This is a genomic window from Carnobacterium viridans, from assembly GCF_900102725.1.
GTDB lineage: Bacteria > Bacillota > Bacilli > Lactobacillales > Carnobacteriaceae > Carnobacterium_B > Carnobacterium_B viridans.
Genome location: NZ_FNJW01000008.1, coordinates 1,539,303 through 1,556,762, shown reverse-complemented (window position 1 = coordinate 1,556,762; position 17,460 = coordinate 1,539,303). Strand labels below are relative to the sequence as shown.

Here is a 17,460-nt window from a genome sequence, read left to right as displayed (position 1 = left end):
GAAAATTAGTTTATTTTATTTGTCAAAAATGATTGACGAAACGCTAAAACCTTGTTATATTTAAATACGTCGCTGAGACAGGTTGAAATAAACCAACACAGCGAAATAAAAAAACAAAAAAGTTGTTGACAGTTAGCAATATATATGATAATATTTATAAGTTGTCACAAACAAAACAACACACTTTAGACCTTTGAAAACTAAACAAAGTAAGACGAACCAAATGTGAGGGTGACTCAGCAGTGCTGAGTCAACAGTAACAAAAATAGTGAATAATTATTCGCTAGCAATCAATATGAGCTTCAAGCATCATTTTATATGAGAGTTTGATCCTGGCTCAGGACGAACGCTGGCGGCATGCCTAATACATGCAAGTCGAACGCTTTGATTTCACCGGGTGCTTGCACCCACCGAAGTCAAAGAGTGGCGGACGGGTGAGTAACACGTGGGTAACCTGCCCATAAGAGGGGGATAACATTCGGAAACGGATGCTAATACCGCATACTTCTAATCGCCTCCTGGCGAATGGAAAAAAGGTGGCTTCGGCTACCGCTTATGGATGGACCCGCGGCGTATTAGCTAGTTGGTGAGGTAATGGCTCACCAAGGCGATGATACGTAGCCGACCTGAGAGGGTGATCGGCCACACTGGGACTGAGACACGGCCCAGACTCCTACGGGAGGCAGCAGTAGGGAATCTTCCGCAATGGACGAAAGTCTGACGGAGCAATGCCGCGTGAGTGAAGAAGGTTTTCGGATCGTAAAACTCTGTTGTTAGAGAAGAACAAGGATGAGAGTAACTGCTCATCCCCTGACGGTATCTAACCAGAAAGCCACGGCTAACTACGTGCCAGCAGCCGCGGTAATACGTAGGTGGCAAGCGTTGTCCGGATTTATTGGGCGTAAAGCGAGCGCAGGCGGTTCTTTAAGTCTGATGTGAAAGCCCCCGGCTCAACCGGGGAGGGTCATTGGAAACTGGAGAACTTGAGTGCAGAAGAGGAGAGTGGAATTCCACGTGTAGCGGTGAAATGCGTAGATATGTGGAGGAACACCAGTGGCGAAGGCGACTCTCTGGTCTGTAACTGACGCTGAGGCTCGAAAGCGTGGGGAGCAAACAGGATTAGATACCCTGGTAGTCCACGCCGTAAACGATGAGTGCTAAGTGTTGGAGGGTTTCCGCCCTTCAGTGCTGCAGCTAACGCATTAAGCACTCCGCCTGGGGAGTACGACCGCAAGGTTGAAACTCAAAGGAATTGACGGGGACCCGCACAAGCGGTGGAGCATGTGGTTTAATTCGAAGCAACGCGAAGAACCTTACCAGGTCTTGACATCCTTTGACCACTCTAGAGATAGAGCTTTCCCTTCGGGGACAAAGTGACAGGTGGTGCATGGTTGTCGTCAGCTCGTGTCGTGAGATGTTGGGTTAAGTCCCGCAACGAGCGCAACCCCTATTATTAGTTGCCAGCATTCAGTTGGGCACTCTAGTGAGACTGCCGGTGATAAACCGGAGGAAGGTGGGGATGACGTCAAATCATCATGCCCCTTATGACCTGGGCTACACACGTGCTACAATGGATGGTACAACGAGTCGCAAGGTCGCGAGGCCAAGCTAATCTCTTAAAGCCATTCTCAGTTCGGATTGTAGGCTGCAACTCGCCTACATGAAGCCGGAATCGCTAGTAATCGCGGATCAGCACGCCGCGGTGAATACGTTCCCGGGTCTTGTACACACCGCCCGTCACACCACGAGAGTTTGTAACACCCGAAGTCGGTGAGGTAACCCTTTTGGGAGCCAGCCGCCTAAGGTGGGACAGATAATTGGGGTGAAGTCGTAACAAGGTAGCCGTATCGGAAGGTGCGGCTGGATCACCTCCTTTCTAAGGAATTTAACGGAAACCCACACATTCGTCTTTACTTTGTTTAGTTTTGAGAGGTCTAATCTTCTCAAAAAAACGCAACTTTGGTTGCGGCAAGACGTTGTTCTTTGAAAACTGGATAAAGTTAAAAAGTGTAATTCAAGTAACAAACCAGAAACACACCGAAAAGTTTTAAAAATGAGTTTTTTTAAGGTTCTCATCGAAAGATGAGGTTTAAAAATTAACTGTTAACCATAGGTTAAGTTAATAAGGGCGCACGGTGAATGCCTTGGCACTAGGAGCCGATGAAGGACGGGACTAACGCCGATATGCTTTGGGGAGCTGTAAGTGAGCTTTGATCCAAAGATTTCCGAATGGGGGAACCCAGCATCTTTGATAGGATGTTACTGCTGACTGAATACATAGGTCAGTAGAGGTAGACGCAGAGAACTGAAACATCTAAGTACCTGCAGGAAGAGAAAGAAAAATCGATTCCCTGAGTAGCGGCGAGCGAAACGGGAATAGCCCAAACCAGAAAGCTTGCTTTCTGGGGTTGTAGGACTGAACACATAGAGTCATAAATGAAGTTGGTAGAAGAAGCGACCTGGAAAGGTCTGCCGAAGAAGGTAAAAGCCCTGTAATCGAAACCAATTTCACTCTGATCAGTATCCTGAGTACGGCGGAACACGAGAAATTCCGTCGGAATCCGGGAGGACCATCTCCCAAGGCTAAATACTCCCTAGTGACCGATAGTGAACCAGTACCGTGAGGGAAAGGTGAAAAGAACCTCGGAAGAGGAGTGAAATAGCCCCTGAAACCGTGTGCCTACAAATAGTTAAAGCCCGTTAATGGGTGATAGCGTGCCTTTTGTAGAATGAACCGGCGAGTTACGATCCCATGCGAGGTTAAGTTGATGAGACGGAGCCGCAGCGAAAGCGAGTCTGAATAGGGCGAATGAGTATGTGGTCGTAGACCCGAAACCAAGTGATCTACCCATGTCCAGGTTGAAGGTGCGGTAATACGCACTGGAGGACCGAACCCACGTATGTTGAAAAATGCGGGGATGAGGTGTGGGTAGCGGAGAAATTCCAATCGAACTTGGAGATAGCTGGTTCTCTCCGAAATAGCTTTAGGGCTAGCCTCGGAATTAGAATCATGGAGGTAGAGCAACTGTTTGGACTAGGGGCCCTTCTCGGGTTACCGAATTCAGATAAACTCCGAATGCCATTGATTTATATCCGGGAGTCAGACTGCGAGTGATAAGATCCGTAGTCGAAAGGGAAACAGCCCAGACCACCAGCTAAGGTCCCAAAGTTTATGTTAAGTGGAAAAGGATGTGGAGTTGCTTAGACAACTAGGATGTTGGCTCAGAAGCAGCCATCATTTAAAGAGTGCGTAATAGCTCACTAGTCGAGTGACCCTGCGCCGAAAATTTACCGGGGCTAAACATAACACCGAAGCTGTGGATAGAACCAATGGTTCTATGGTAGGAGAGCGTTCTAAGGGCGTTGAAGCTAGATCGTGAGGACTAGTGGAGCGCTTAGAAGTGAGAATGCCGGTATGAGTAGCGAAAGACGGGTGAGAATCCCGTCCACCGAATGACTAAGGTTTCCTGGGGAAGGCTCGTCCTCCCAGGGTTAGTCGGGACCTAAGTCGAGGCCGAATGGCGTAGACGATGGACAACAGGTTGAGATTCCTGTACCAGTTGGTTTTGTTTGAACAATGGAGGGACACAGTAGGCTAAGGAATACGCGCTGTTGGATATGCGCGTCCAAGCAACAAGTTTTGAAGTGAGTCAAATGCTTGCTTCTATAAGAACAAGTTGTGATGGGGAGGGAAATTAAGTACCGAAGTTCCCGATGTCACACTGTCAAGAAAAGCTTCTAGTTAGAAACCAACTGCCCGTACCGCAAACCGACACAGGTAGTCGAGGAGAGAATCCTAAGGTGTGCGAGAGAACTCTCGTTAAGGAACTCGGCAAAATGACCCCGTAACTTCGGGAGAAGGGGTGCTGACCAATTGGTCAGCCGCAGTGAATAGGCCCAGGCGACTGTTTATCAAAAACACAGGTCTCTGCAAAATCGTAAGATGACGTATAGGGGCTGACGCCTGCCCGGTGCTGGAAGGTTAAGAGGATGGGTTAGCTCTCGGGCGAAGCTCAGAATTGAAGCCCCAGTAAACGGCGGCCGTAACTATAACGGTCCTAAGGTAGCGAAATTCCTTGTCGGGTAAGTTCCGACCCGCACGAAAGGCGTAACGATCTGGGCACTGTCTCAACGAGAGACTCGGTGAAATTATAGTACCTGTGAAGATGCAGGTTACCCGCGACAGGACGGAAAGACCCCATGGAGCTTTACTGCAGTTTGATATTGAGTGTTTGTACAGCTTGTACAGGATAGGTAGGAGCCATTGAAGCCAGGACGCCAGTCTTGGTGGAGGCGTTGGTGGGATACTACCCTTGCTGTATGACCACTCTAACCCACAGCCCTTATCGGGCTGGGAGACAGTGTCTGACGGGCAGTTTGACTGGGGCGGTCGCCTCCTAAAGTGTAACGGAGGCGCCCAAAGGTTCCCTCAGAATGGTTGGAAATCATTCGCAGAGTGTAAAGGCATAAGGGAGCTTGACTGCGAGACCTACAAGTCGAGCAGGGACGAAAGTCGGGCTTAGTGATCCGGTGGTTCCGCATGGAAGGGCCATCGCTCAACGGATAAAAGCTACCCTGGGGATAACAGGCTTATCTCCCCCAAGAGTCCACATCGACGGGGAGGTTTGGCACCTCGATGTCGGCTCATCGCATCCTGGGGCTGTAGTCGGTCCCAAGGGTTGGGCTGTTCGCCCATTAAAGCGGTACGCGAGCTGGGTTCAGAACGTCGTGAGACAGTTCGGTCCCTATCCGTCGCGGGCGTAGGAAATTTGAGAGGAGCTGTCCTTAGTACGAGAGGACCGGGATGGACACACCTCTGGTGTACCAGTTGTTCTGCCAAGGGCATTGCTGGGTAGCTATGTGTGGACGGGATAAACGCTGAAAGCATCTAAGCGTGAAGCCCCCCTCAAGATGAGATTTCCCATCACGTAAGTGAGTAAGACCCCTGAGAGATGATCAGGTAGATAGGTTGGAAGTGGAAGTATAGCGATATACGGAGCGGACCAATACTAATCGGTCGAGGACTTAACCAAAGCAATACCCGGTGTACAAAGGTAAGCAAACGAAACACACTTTAGACTTTATCCAGTTTTGAGAGTCCAACGGACTTTCGATTGACATTGTGTGGTGATGAAGGCAAGAAGGTCACACCTGTTCCCATGCCGAACACAGAAGTTAAGCTTCTTAGCGCCGATGGTAGTGAAGGGTTTCCCTTTGTGAGAGTAGGACGTTGCCACGCACATAAAAAAAGACATCATCCTCGGATGGTGTCTTTTTTAGTTGGAATTTTTTTAATGCTTTACGGTTGTATGATAAATGATATGGCTGCTTCAAAAAATCACCTTCTGGAAATTTACAGTATTCAAAGAAATCATAATTGTTGAAACGTTAACAGTTTTTGATTTTCATTGAATTTTATACAAGGCTACAAGCAAATCTATTCCTCTAAAAACTGGTGAGTAGTTTGCTTCATCTATCAAACTAAAAATTATAGTCCTCAACAAATTGTGTCACGTGAAACAATTTGAAAAATACAATTGGAGAAAAAAGCTATTCTTTCTCTTTATACGATAAATAGATAGAAACGATTCCTAGTGAAAACAAACAAAAGGCATAAAAGTTAAAAACATTATTGAAGCCTACAGAAGAGGATTGTTCTAATCCATATAGATAAACATGAAGCCACAAAGCACAACAAATAGCTATAACGCCACTTAAAAATTTCATGTAACTGTAACTCCTTTCTTAGTGGAAAATGATAAGGAATAGATTATGTATTATATTTAACCATAAAAATACACTCCTAAAGTTAGTTTTTTTCACACTAACTTTAGGAGTGTGGTGCTATTTATTAGTAGTTAATGACATTTTGAGTATCAGCATCAAAGAAATGTGCTTTATTTAAATTAAATGATAGATCAATAAATTCTCCAGGATTATGGAAGTCTCTAGCATCAACTTTTGAAATAAATTCTGTACCATCAACTTTAGTATAAAGCATTGTTTCTGCTCCAAGTAATTCAGACACGACAACTTCAGCATGAACGATACTATTTGGATTAGCATCTAAAACAATTTGTTCACTGTGAATGTCTTCAGGACGAATACCAAAAACAAGTTTTTTGCCTTCATAACCTTTAGCTGCAAGATTTTTTGCATTTCTTTCGTCAAGTGTGATAGATAACCCTTGACCATTAGAGATAATATTGTTTGTTAAAGTGACATCGAAGAAATTCATTGCTGGAGATCCGATAAATCCTGCGACGAAAACGTTAACTGGTGTATTATAAACTTCTTTAGGTGTTCCGATTTGTTGAACGAATCCGTCTTTCATGATAACGATACGATCTGCCATTGTCATTGCTTCTGTTTGATCATGTGTTACATAAATCGTAGTTGTGTTTAAGCGACGGTGTAATTTTGCAATCTCAGCTCTCATCGCTACACGTAATTTAGCATCTAAATTTGATAGAGGCTCGTCCATTAAAAATACTTTAGCATCACGAACGATTGCACGTCCTAAAGCAACACGTTGACGTTGTCCACCAGATAATGCGGCAGGTTTACGTTGCAAGAAATCTGTTAATCCTAAAATTTCAGCAGCTTCTTCAACACGTTGTTTGATTTCCTCTTTCTTGTATTTACGTAATTTTAAACCAAAAGCCATATTATCATATACTGTCATATGAGGATATAAAGCATAGTTTTGGAAAACCATTGCGATATCACGATCTTTAGGAGCAACATCATTAACTAGTTTATCTCCAATATATAATTCTCCTTCTGAGATATCTTCCAATCCGGCAACCATACGTAAAGTAGTTGACTTTCCACATCCTGATGGTCCAACAAATACAATGAACTCACGATCCTTTATATTTAAGTCAAAGTTTGTTACTGAATAATTTTCGTTATTCTCGTATTTTTTATTAATATTTTTAAGTGCGATTTCTACCATTCTAGTCACATTTCCTCTCTATTAAAAGCTGATTTCTTATAATGTAATCATAATGTAAACGTTATCTTTTCGAAAGGGGAATCTGCACAAAACAACTAAGTGTTATTTGTGCAGATTGCCCATAGAGGGATCACGAAGCAACAGAATAGAGAGAATCGCTAGTTGGCGGTTTTTTTGTTATAATTAAGCAGTTACCGAATAGGATAGGAAATGAGGAAATTTAAAAGTATGGAAAAGAAACGTGGATTTGAAGTAATAGCAGCTTATAAATCAAAAGAAATTCATTTACCAATAAGAGCAACAAATCATGCAGCAGGCTATGATTTTGAAGCAGCAGAGGATACAGTAGTGCCTTCTATTTGGAAAGTGATAGTGAAAAGCATTGCCCGGGTAATAAAACAAAAGAAAACAGATTTAATATTTATAGAAGAAGACAAAAAATATTTAAAATCAACATTAGTCCCAACCGGTATCAAAGCTTACATGGGAGAAGATGAATATCTACAATTGGCTAATCGTTCAAGTAACCCAATTAAACATCAATTGATTTTGCCAAACGGAGTCGGCATTATTGATGCGGATTATTACAATAATGAAAATAATGAGGGGCACATTTATTTTCAGTTTATTCATTATGGATTAACTGATCATGTAATAAAAAAAGGAGATCGAATCGGCCAAGGTATATTTATGTCATTCTTAAAAGCAGATGCGGATAAAGCAAATGGAAAAGTTCGTTCAGGTGGTTTTGGTTCTTCGGGCAGATAATAGAATCATTTGAAGAGAAGAATGATATAATTTACTGAATGGTTAAAATATTGAATTGATTTATGAATAGACATAAGCAGGTAAAGTAAGACTATGAATTTCTGTTGAAGAATGCTTGAATTAATCTGCCTTTTATCTGTTTCAATGCCTATTCTAATGGCATTTATGTTAAAATAAAATAAATCGTTTTTTAAAACTCAGAAGGTGAGGCTGAACAAGTGGCAAAAAAGAAAATTACTAAATTTGTCTGCCAAGCATGTGGGTATGAATCGCCAAAGTGGATGGGACGTTGTCCAAACTGTAGTAGTTGGAATCAAATGGAAGAAGAAGTAGTAGCGGATAAAAATGATCGTAGAAGTCGTGTCAGTATGACTGGCAAAACCGCTAAAGCTGAAGCCATTCAAGACATCACAGTATCTAAAGTTCCTAGAGTGAAAACAAAGCTAAAAGAACTAAATCGCGTTTTAGGAGGCGGAGTAGTACCAGGCTCATTGGTTTTGATTGGTGGAGATCCTGGTATTGGAAAATCAACACTTTTACTGCAAGTTTCAGCACAGTTGAATTTAGCAGGCGGAAAAGTATTATATGTAAGTGGTGAGGAAAGTTCGAGCCAAATTAAAATGCGTGCGAACCGTTTAGGTGTAAAGGGAGCAGATTTTTATATTTACCCTGAAACGGATATGGGTGCAATAAGACAAACAATTGAGGACTTAAAGCCTGATTATGTTATTATTGATTCTATTCAAACCATGAACCAATCCGATATTAACGGAGCAATAGGAAGCGTTTCTCAAGTCAGAGAAAGTACAGCTGATTTATTGAAAATTGCAAAAACAAATAATATTGCTATCTTTATTGTAGGTCATGTTACAAAAGAAGGGTCTATTGCTGGTCCACGGATGTTGGAGCACATGGTAGACACGGTGTTGTATTTTGAAGGAGAAAGACATCAGACTTTCCGTATTTTAAGAGCGGTTAAAAATCGATTTGGCTCAACGAATGAAATTGGGATTTTCGAAATGCGTGAAGGCGGATTGGTAGAAGTACTGAATCCTTCGGAAATGTTTCTTGAAGAACGCTTATCTGGAGCGACAGGTTCTGCGGTAGTGGCTTCAATGGAAGGTTCACGTCCCATTTTAGCTGAAATTCAATCGTTGATCACACCGACTGCTTTTGGTAATGCTCGGCGGACAGCTAGTGGGTTAGATTACAATCGTGTGTCTTTAATTATGGCTGTTCTAGAGAAGAGAGCAGGGCTGATGCTGCAAAACCAAGATGCCTATTTAAAATCAGCAGGCGGCGTTAAATTGGATGAACCAGCAATCGACTTAGCTATTGCCATTAGTGTGGCATCCAGTTATCAAGAAAAAGAAACAAAAGAAACCGATTGTTTTATTGGCGAAATTGGGTTGACTGGAGAAATCAGACGAGTCAGCCGGATTGAACAGCGGGTCAATGAAGCTGCTAAATTAGGGTTTAAACGAATCATGATTCCCAAAAATAATATTGGTGGTTGGACTTTCCCTGAAAATATAGAGGTTATCGGTGTTATGACGTTAGCTGAAGCTATAAAGAAAGCTTTTTCTTAAGTACAAAATAAGCAAAAAAAATAAAATGGCACGTTCCTGTTTTTTTCTATAATACAGGAACACCATTTATAAAGGAGGAATCATTTTGGTAAAAAAAATCATAACCGGTATCTTTATTCTTATCGGTGGAAGCATTGGGGCAAGTTTAATGCCAATTGCATGGAATATGGCAGGAGTTGAAAATCCATATGTTAACAATGTAGTCACAAATATTCTGATTGGTGCAATTATATTTTTATTTATTTCTTTTTTATCGGTGACGTACATTGAACAAGCATTTAAAAAGATTGAAACTTTTTTAAGTCAGCAAAGTGTAACTTATTTGTTATTTGGGAGCTTAGGAACAATCATAGGTTTGGTTCTTTCTTGGCTGATTAGCGTAGTGTTGATTGGTATGAGGATACCAGTTGTCAGTGATGTGGTTCCTATTATCTTAGTTCTTGGTTTTGCTTATTTAGGCTTCCGCGTTGGAACGACTCGACGAGATGAATGGCGTAAGCTATTCCAAGTAAAAACAAAAAGGAATACTGAAGATGAAGATGGAAAAGTCTTAGAGCGACTGGCAGATGAAACCTTCCGCAAGTATAAGATATTAGATACTAGTGTAATTATTGACGGAAGAATTTATGATATTGCCAAAACAGGTTTTCTTGAAGGGACAATCTTGATCCCTAACTTTGTATTACAAGAATTGCAATACATTGCAGATTCATCGGACAGTTTGAAGCGTGTGCGTGGACGTAGAGGATTAGACATATTAAATGCTTTGCAAAAAGAAGATGATATGCAAGTCGAAATGTATGATGGCGATTTTGAAGATATTACAGAAGTCGACAGTAAACTGATTAAATTGGCAAAATTATTAGATGGTGTTGTAGTCACGAATGATTACAATTTAAATAAAGTAAGTGAATTTCAAAATGTGCCTGTATTAAATATCAACGAATTGGCTAATGCTGTAAAACCAGTTGTGATTCCAGGTGAAAATATGACGGTCATGATTGTTAAAGCTGGAACAGAACGGAGCCAAGGTGTAGCATACTTAGATGACGGAACAATGATCGTTGTTGAAGAAGGCCAGCACTTTATGAACAAAACAATTGAGGTTGTCGTAACCAGTGCGCTTCAAACAGCAGCTGGACGAATGATATTTGCAAAACCGGTTCATTCTCAAAAAGGCATTAAAGATAAAGATTAGGAGCTGGTGCGATGAACAAGGACTATGAGCTGATATTATTGGCAGCTGGTCACGGAAGACGCATGAGATCTTCTAAGAATAAAGTTTTATTACCTTTGCTAAATAAACCGTTGATCGAATACCCATTAACTCTATTTTTGAAAGATGAAAATTGTAGCCACATTATTCTAGTTGTAAAAGAAGATGAGGTTAAGCTGATCACGGATTTGTTGCAACAAGAACAGATGTATAGTGAAAAGACGATTACCATTGCTATAGGTGGTACAGAGCGACAGCATAGTGTCTATAAAGGGCTGCAAAAATTGAAAAATAAAACGTCCTCAGGTCTTGTAATGATTCATGATGGCGCAAGGCCCTTCATTGAACAGCAAGCTATTGATCGGTTAAATGAAGCAGCTCAAAAAACGGGAGCAGCTATTTTAGGAGTTCCGGCAAAAGACACGATTAAAGCTGTTCACTCAGACCATACAGTTAAAACTACACTGCCAAGAAGTGAGTTATGGCAAATCCAAACTCCTCAAGCATTCGACAGTTCAGTAGTTCTGCAAGCACATGAAAAAGCCAGAACAGATAGTTTTTTAGGAACCGATGATGCGTCATTAGTTGAACGATTGGAAAAGGCTGTTTTAGTAGTAGAAGGATCTTATGACAATATAAAAATTACCACTCCTGAAGATATGGTAACTGGAAAAGCCATTTTGCTTCATAGAGAACAGCAAGATAAGTAAAAAGAAGGAGGTTAGGTTATGATTCGTGTAGGACAAGGATATGATGTCCATCAGTTTGTCAGTGATAGACACTTAATCATTGGTGGAGTAACCCTTCCTTTTGACTATGGATTAGAAGGTCATTCTGATGCCGATGTGCTTATTCATGCTATTATAGATGCTCTTTTAGGAGCTGGAGGTAAAGGCGATATTGGTCACCATTTTTCCGATACTGATTCTCAATTTAAAGATATAGACTCGAGGGAGTTGCTCCGTAGAGTATGGAGTGAACTGAAAATAGAAGGTTATACGATTGGCAACATAGATGCCACAATTGTAGCTGAAAACCCCAAGATGGCTCCATATTTAGAGAAAATGAAAGAAAATATAGCTTATGATTGTCAAACAAGTATCCAACATGTTAACGTTAAAGCAACAACTTCTGAAACAATGGGGTTTATTGGACGAAATGAAGGTATTGCAGCAATGGCGATTTGCTTATTAGAAAAGCAAGATAACAAGCCATCACTTCTTTAATTCTAGTTAGTAAAGTTAGATTTAGTGGATATAAAAAATAGAAAGAAAAGAGGATATAAATTATGACAAAAAAAGTTCGAGTACGCTATGCGCCAAGCCCAACAGGACATCTACATATTGGGAATGCTCGTACAGCATTATTCAATTATTTATTTGCACGACACAATGGCGGAGACTTTATCATCCGTATTGAAGATACTGATTTAAAACGCAATATTGAAGGTGGAGAAGCTAGCCAGTTAGAAAACTTGAAATGGTTAGGAATGGATTGGGATGAAAGTCCGGATAGTCCAGGAGAATTTGGCCCTTACCGCCAATCTGAACGTAGAGAAATTTATGATCCATTAGTTGAACAATTATTGTTAAGCAATCGTGCATACAAATGTTACTGTTCAGAAGAAGAGTTAGAAGAAGAACGTGAAGCACAAAGAGCTAGAGGAGAAATGCCTCATTACAGCGGGAAATGTGCAAGTCTAACAGCTAAGGAACAAAAAGAAAAAGAAGCAACAGGTATTGAGCCAGTTATTCGTTACCGTGTGATCAAAGAAAACACGTACAATTTTGAAGATATCGTAAAAGGTCCTATTTCTTTTGAAGCAGAAAGCATTGGCGGAGACTTCGTGATCGTAAAACGTGATGGTATGCCGACATATAATTTTGCAGTGGCTGTAGACGATCACTTTATGGAAATTACACATGTTTTACGTGGAGATGACCATATTGCGAATACACCAAAACAATTAATGATTTATGAAGCCTTTGGATGGGAAGCTCCTCAATTTGGGCACATGACATTAATTATCAATAGTGAAACAGGTAAAAAATTAAGCAAACGTGATGGCAATATTCTTCAATTTATTGAACAATACCGTGAATTAGGCTACTTGCCAGAAGCGATGTTTAACTTTATTTCTTTATTAGGATGGTCACCTGTTGGAGAAGAAGAGATCTTTAATCATCATACATTTGTTGAAATGTTCGACCCTGCACGTTTAAGCAAATCACCAGCTGCATTTGATGCTAAAAAATTAGAATGGATCAATAATCAATACATGAAGCAAGCTGATTTAGAAACAGTAACCGCATTAGCTTTGCCACATCTAATTAAAGCTGGTTATGTTGAAGAAAATGCATCTCCAGAGAAATTAGAGTGGGTTCAAAAAGTTGTGAGCTTATATCATGAACAAATGAGTTATGGAGCAGAAATTGTTGAACTATCAAGTTTGTTTTTCAGTGAAGAACCCGCAATCGATAGTGTAGCAAAAGAAGTTTTAGAAGGTGAAACAGTTTCAGAAGTTTTAAATGCTTTCTCTAAACAATTAGATGAGATTACGCCTTTTGATGCAGATGAAATCAAAAAAGCAATTAAAACAGTACAAAAAGAAACTGGAATTAAAGGGAAAAATCTCTTTATGCCTATTCGAGTAGCTGTAACAGGACAATCACATGGACCAGAAATTGGACCAACGATCGAACTACTTGGCCGTGAAAAAGCTCAAGCACATCTACAAGCAGCATTAGCGAAACTATAATCTGAAATCAAATATTAAAGAGCTTTTTTTAAGCAAAACAAATTAAATAAAAATGAAAAACATTGATGAGAAAGAGTAATCCAATAAAAATCTAAAGAGAGTCTGTAGTAGTGAAAGCAGATGGTGGCTATTGGATGAAGTGCGTCTCTGAGTTATGGGGTTGAAAAAGTAGTAGACTCTTATCGGTTAACACCCGTTACAATGTCAAAGATTGCCTAGTCTAATCAATAAGAATAAGGCGATAAAGAAAAGTGGAACCACGCAACAGCGTCTTTTATCATATAAGAGACGCTGTTTTTTTGTAAAAAAAATAAGGTGGAATAATCTATGAGGAGATTAAGAGAAGACATTCAAACAATCAAACAGAATGATCCTTCAGTTAAAAGTACACTTGAAATCCTGTTAACGTACCCTAGTTTCTACGCCATTATTTTTCATCGATGGGCACATTTTTTGCACCAGCGGAATGCATTTTTATTGAGTCGTATAATTGCAAATTTTTCTCGCTTTTTAACAGGAATTGAAATTCATCCTGGAGCTACAATAGGCAAGAGACTCTTCATCGATCATGGTATGGGTGTTGTGATTGGTGAAACGGCTAGCGTTGGAGATGACGTCATTATTTTTCATGGGGTGACATTGGGCGGAACAGGAAAAGACAAAGGAAAACGTCATCCAACAATTGGAAATAATGTATTGTTATCTGCACATGTGCAGGTCTTAGGACCTATAACAATAGGGAATGATTCAAAGATAGGTGCAGCAGCCGTTGTCTTAGAAACAGTGCCGCCTAATTCAACTGCAGTAGGTATTCCTGCTAAAGTAGTGAGAATAAACGGAAAAAAAATCCCTCATTAATTGTATCTTTAAGTAGAGAAGGAGAGTAGCTATGCTAAAAATATATAATACATTAACAAGAGAAAAAGAAGAGTTCGTTCCAATAGAAGAAGGAAAAGTAAAGATGTATGTTTGTGGACCAACTGTTTATAATTATATTCATATTGGAAATGCGCGCAGTACCGTTGCATTTGATACGGTCAGACGTTATCTTGAATATCGTGGATATGATGTAGCCTATATTTCAAACTTTACTGATGTAGACGATAAAATTATTCGTACAGCAAAAGAGTTGGATTTGACTGCTCAAGAAGTAGCGGACAAATTTATTGCAGCTTATCATGCAGATACACATGCGTTAGGAGTAGAAAAAGCCACACATCATCCACGTGTAATGGAAAACATGCCTGAAATTATTGATTTTATATCCGTACTGGTAAAAAAAGGGTATGCTTATGAAGTAGAAGGCGATGTTTATTACCGTACAAGGAAATTCAAAGACTATGGTAAACTAAGTGACATCTCAATTGACGAATTGGAAGTTGGAGCAAGTAATCGTTTAACTGCTCAAGAAAACAATAAAAAAGAAGATCCATTAGACTTTGCTTTATGGAAATCAGCTAAAGCAGAGGAAATTAGTTGGGAATCACCATGGGGAGCAGGTCGTCCAGGTTGGCATATTGAATGTTCTGTTATGGCTACAAAATATTTAGGGGACACAATTGATATCCATGCTGGAGGACAAGATTTAACCTTTCCCCATCATGAAAATGAAATCGCTCAAAGTGAAGCTAAAACCGGACACCCATTTGCTCACTACTGGATGCACAATGGTTTTGTCACTATGGATAATGAAAAGATGAGTAAGTCGATAGGGAATGTTGTTTTAGTCCATGATATTATTAAACAAGTAGACCCTCAAATCGTTCGCTTCTTTATGGCAACAACTCAATACCGCAGGCCCATTAGCTACAATGAAACAACGATCGAAGATGCCAAAGCCAATTTATCAAAAATAAAAACAGCTTATGATAATGCAATGTATCGTTTGAAAGATGCAATAGAAGAAGAGATGGATGATCAAGAACTATTGAATCAACTCACATCATTCAAAGAAAACTTCATAAAAGAAATGGATGATGACTTTAATTCTGCCAATGGTATTACAGTTGTTTATGAAATGGCTAAAGCAATGAATATTTATAGCGAACGTTCGGTTGTTTCTAAAGTTGTTCTTGAAGCCATGTTAGATCAGTTTCAAGAATTAGTCCAAATTTTTGGGATTACATTTGCGGCAACAGAATTATTGGATGAAACAATTGAGCATTTGATTGAAGAGAGAAATGCAGCGCGTGCAGCGAAAAACTTCCAACGCAGTGATGAAATTAGAGACCAGTTAAAAGAAGAGGGCATTATTTTAGATGATACCCCTCAAGGAACTAGATGGAGAAGAGGATAATAAACACATGACAGAAAAAAATTGGGCATTATTAAATGGATTAGCATTGGCTTATGTAGGAGATGCTATATATGAAACCTATATTCGCGATTATCTAGTCGAACAAGGATATACGAAGCCAAGCCAATTGCACAAAACGGCTACGCATTTTGTCTCGGCAAAAGCACAAAGTTTCTTGATGCATGAAATGTTAGCGGAAGAAGACTTTTTGACAGAAGAAGAAGTGACAATGTATAAACGAGGTAGAAACTCTAAAAGCTATACTTCCGCAAAAAATGCAGATATCACAACTTATCGTGTCGCTACTGGATTTGAATCCTTAATGGGCTATCTACATTTAGCAAAACGAACGGAACGTATGGAAGAATTGATTCAATGGTGTATTAAAAAAGTGGAGGCTACAAAAGATGACAAGAGATAATAAAGATTTTAGCAAACGGAATAATAAACCAAATAAACAAGCTTTTACCAAAAGACCAGCTAGACAAAAAGTAAAACCGGTTGAGGATAGAGTAGAAGAACAAGAAACTGATCGTGATTTAGTAGCCGGCAGATTACCAGCTATTGAAGTATTGAAATCAGAACGTGATATCAATAAAATTTTTCTGCAAGAAGGTTTAAGCGGATCGAAAATGGAAGAAATTCAAAATTTAGCTAAAAAACGCAGTGTTCAAATCTCATTTGTACCTAAGTCTAAATTGGATCAACTAGTAGATGGCATGAATCACCAAGGAGTAGTTGTGGCTGCATCTGCTTTTCAATATGCAACGATAGATGACTTATTTGCAGTAGCTGCTCAAAAAAATGAAGATCCTTTTTTTATTCTTTTGGATGGTGTTGAAGACCCACATAACTTAGGCTCAATTATGCGAACAGCTGATGCTATTGGAGCTCATGGAATCATTATTCCAAAAAGACGTGCTGTAGGTTTAACAGCTACAGTTGCGAAAGCTTCAACAGGGGCAATAGAACATGTGCCGGTTGCACGAGTAACGAATCTTGTCCAAGCAATCAAAGAATTAAAAGAGCGTGGATTATGGCTGTATGGGACCGATATGGAAGGACAAGATTACCGTCAATGGGAGACTACATTGCCAATAGGATTAGTGATGGGTAATGAAGGAAAAGGAATTTCTCGTTTAGTTAAAGAACAAATGGACGGCATGGTCACTATACCAATGACTGGACATGTTCAAAGTTTAAATGCTAGTGTAGCAGCAAGCTTATTAATGTACGAAGTGTACCGTGGACGAAACAAAATTTAACTAAAAAGCTAAAAGGGAAAGGGGGTCAAATATCATGAAAAGTGAGCTGTTGATTGTAGATGGGTACAATATTATCGGGGCATGGCCACACTTAGTGAAACTAAAGAATCAAGATAAATTGGAAGATGCTCGAGACTCTTTATTGCACGAATTATCCAATTATCAAAAATACACCGGTATCGATATTCATGTAGTATTTGACGCCCAATTTGTTCCTGGAATTCAACAATCGTATAAGAAGTATCAATTATCGGTTATTTTCACGAAAGAAGGAGAAACTGCGGATAGTTATATTGAACGCATTGTTGGCAAAGAAAGCACTCTATTAACACAAGTAACCGTTGCAACAAGTGATCTTGCAGAACAATGGATTGTTTTTCAAAAAGGTGCTTTAAGAAAATCGGCTAATGAACTTTTTAGTGATGTTAAACGCATTAAAAAAGCCATTGAGGCAGATGCACAACAGTATCGTTTACAGAGTTACCGAAGAAATTCGCCTTGGTCGCATAACCAAATAGACAGATTAGAAAAACTGAGAGATGATTTAACAAAATATTAAGATAAAAGATAGGCTATTTTGAAAGTTTTCGAGAATGGTAGACAATTAAAA

At 39.9% G+C, this 17,460-nt stretch carries 13 protein-coding genes, 3 rRNA genes and 1 other annotated feature; of the genes, 14 read left to right on the top strand and 2 right to left on the bottom strand.

The window, feature by feature from the left end; all coding sequences use genetic code 11:
* Positions 1-314: 314 nt before the first annotated feature.
* The 3 genes from BLT48_RS08990 (at position 315) to rrf (ending at position 5,239) form a co-directional block, all read left to right on the top strand.
* Positions 315-1,876, top strand: a 16S ribosomal RNA gene (locus BLT48_RS08990).
* A 236-nt stretch (positions 1,877-2,112) separates the two neighbouring features.
* Positions 2,113-5,033: ribosomal RNA gene (locus tag BLT48_RS08985) — 23S ribosomal RNA — on the top strand.
* Positions 5,034-5,123: 90 nt separating this feature from the next.
* Positions 5,124-5,239 (top strand): 5S ribosomal RNA (gene rrf / locus BLT48_RS08980).
* The 16S, 23S and 5S rRNA genes sit together here, the layout of an rRNA operon.
* Positions 5,240-5,550: 311 nt before the next feature.
* Here the strand turns inward: rrf and BLT48_RS13900 are convergent.
* Positions 5,551-5,727, bottom strand: coding sequence for a hypothetical protein (locus BLT48_RS13900; protein ID WP_176944108.1), 177 nt, complete (start codon positions 5,725-5,727; stop codon positions 5,551-5,553).
* Between the two features lie 124 nt (positions 5,728-5,851).
* Positions 5,852-6,958, bottom strand: a complete 1,107-nt coding sequence (locus BLT48_RS08975) for an ABC transporter ATP-binding protein (protein ID WP_035020934.1) — start codon at positions 6,956-6,958, stop codon at positions 5,852-5,854.
* Between the two features lie 228 nt (positions 6,959-7,186).
* On the opposite strand from BLT48_RS08975, the gene BLT48_RS08970 reads away from it, so the two are divergent.
* The 11 genes from BLT48_RS08970 to BLT48_RS08920 all read left to right on the top strand — a co-directional run bounded on the left by BLT48_RS08970 (position 7,187) and on the right by BLT48_RS08920 (position 17,409).
* Positions 7,187-7,726, top strand: a complete 540-nt coding sequence (locus tag BLT48_RS08970; RefSeq protein WP_035020932.1) for a dCTP deaminase/dUTPase family protein — start codon at positions 7,187-7,189, stop codon at positions 7,724-7,726.
* Between the two features lie 218 nt (positions 7,727-7,944).
* Entirely contained in the window at positions 7,945-9,315 is a 1,371-nt protein-coding gene (gene radA, locus BLT48_RS08965) for a DNA repair protein RadA (RefSeq protein ID WP_035020930.1), read from the top strand.
* Positions 9,316-9,400: 85 nt separating this feature from the next.
* A complete protein-coding gene (locus BLT48_RS08960; RefSeq protein ID WP_089977356.1) occupies positions 9,401-10,513 on the top strand; it encodes a PIN/TRAM domain-containing protein in 1,113 nt (370 codons plus the stop codon).
* Between the two features lie 11 nt (positions 10,514-10,524).
* On the top strand, positions 10,525-11,241 hold the full coding sequence (gene ispD / locus BLT48_RS08955) for a 2-C-methyl-D-erythritol 4-phosphate cytidylyltransferase (RefSeq protein WP_089977352.1): 717 nt from the start codon (positions 10,525-10,527) through the stop codon (positions 11,239-11,241).
* Positions 11,242-11,259: 18 nt separating this feature from the next.
* Positions 11,260-11,757, top strand: coding sequence for a 2-C-methyl-D-erythritol 2,4-cyclodiphosphate synthase (gene ispF / locus BLT48_RS08950; RefSeq protein ID WP_089977349.1), 498 nt, complete (start codon positions 11,260-11,262; stop codon positions 11,755-11,757).
* A gap of 62 nt (positions 11,758-11,819) precedes the next feature.
* Positions 11,820-13,289: a glutamate--tRNA ligase gene (gene gltX, locus BLT48_RS08945; protein ID WP_035020923.1), complete on the top strand. Its 1,470-nt coding sequence runs from the start codon at positions 11,820-11,822 to the stop codon at positions 13,287-13,289.
* A 53-nt stretch (positions 13,290-13,342) separates the two neighbouring features.
* Positions 13,343-13,567: a binding site (T-box leader), on the top strand.
* Between the two features lie 49 nt (positions 13,568-13,616).
* On the top strand, positions 13,617-14,147 hold the full coding sequence (epsC, locus tag BLT48_RS08940; RefSeq protein ID WP_035020921.1) for a serine O-acetyltransferase EpsC: 531 nt from the start codon (positions 13,617-13,619) through the stop codon (positions 14,145-14,147).
* Between the two features lie 31 nt (positions 14,148-14,178).
* On the top strand, positions 14,179-15,585 hold the full coding sequence (gene cysS / locus BLT48_RS08935) for a cysteine--tRNA ligase (RefSeq protein ID WP_089977345.1): 1,407 nt from the start codon (positions 14,179-14,181) through the stop codon (positions 15,583-15,585).
* 7 nt (positions 15,586-15,592) lie between these two features.
* Positions 15,593-16,006, top strand: a complete 414-nt coding sequence (locus BLT48_RS08930) for a Mini-ribonuclease 3 (protein ID WP_035020919.1) — start codon at positions 15,593-15,595, stop codon at positions 16,004-16,006.
* Positions 15,993-16,850, top strand: a complete 858-nt coding sequence (gene rlmB / locus BLT48_RS08925; protein ID WP_035020918.1) for a 23S rRNA (guanosine(2251)-2'-O)-methyltransferase RlmB — start codon at positions 15,993-15,995, stop codon at positions 16,848-16,850. The genes BLT48_RS08930 and rlmB overlap by 14 nt, the downstream gene beginning before the upstream one ends.
* A 34-nt stretch (positions 16,851-16,884) precedes the next feature.
* A complete protein-coding gene (locus BLT48_RS08920; RefSeq protein WP_035020916.1) occupies positions 16,885-17,409 on the top strand; it encodes an NYN domain-containing protein in 525 nt (174 codons plus the stop codon).
* Positions 17,410-17,460: the final 51 nt, after the last annotated feature.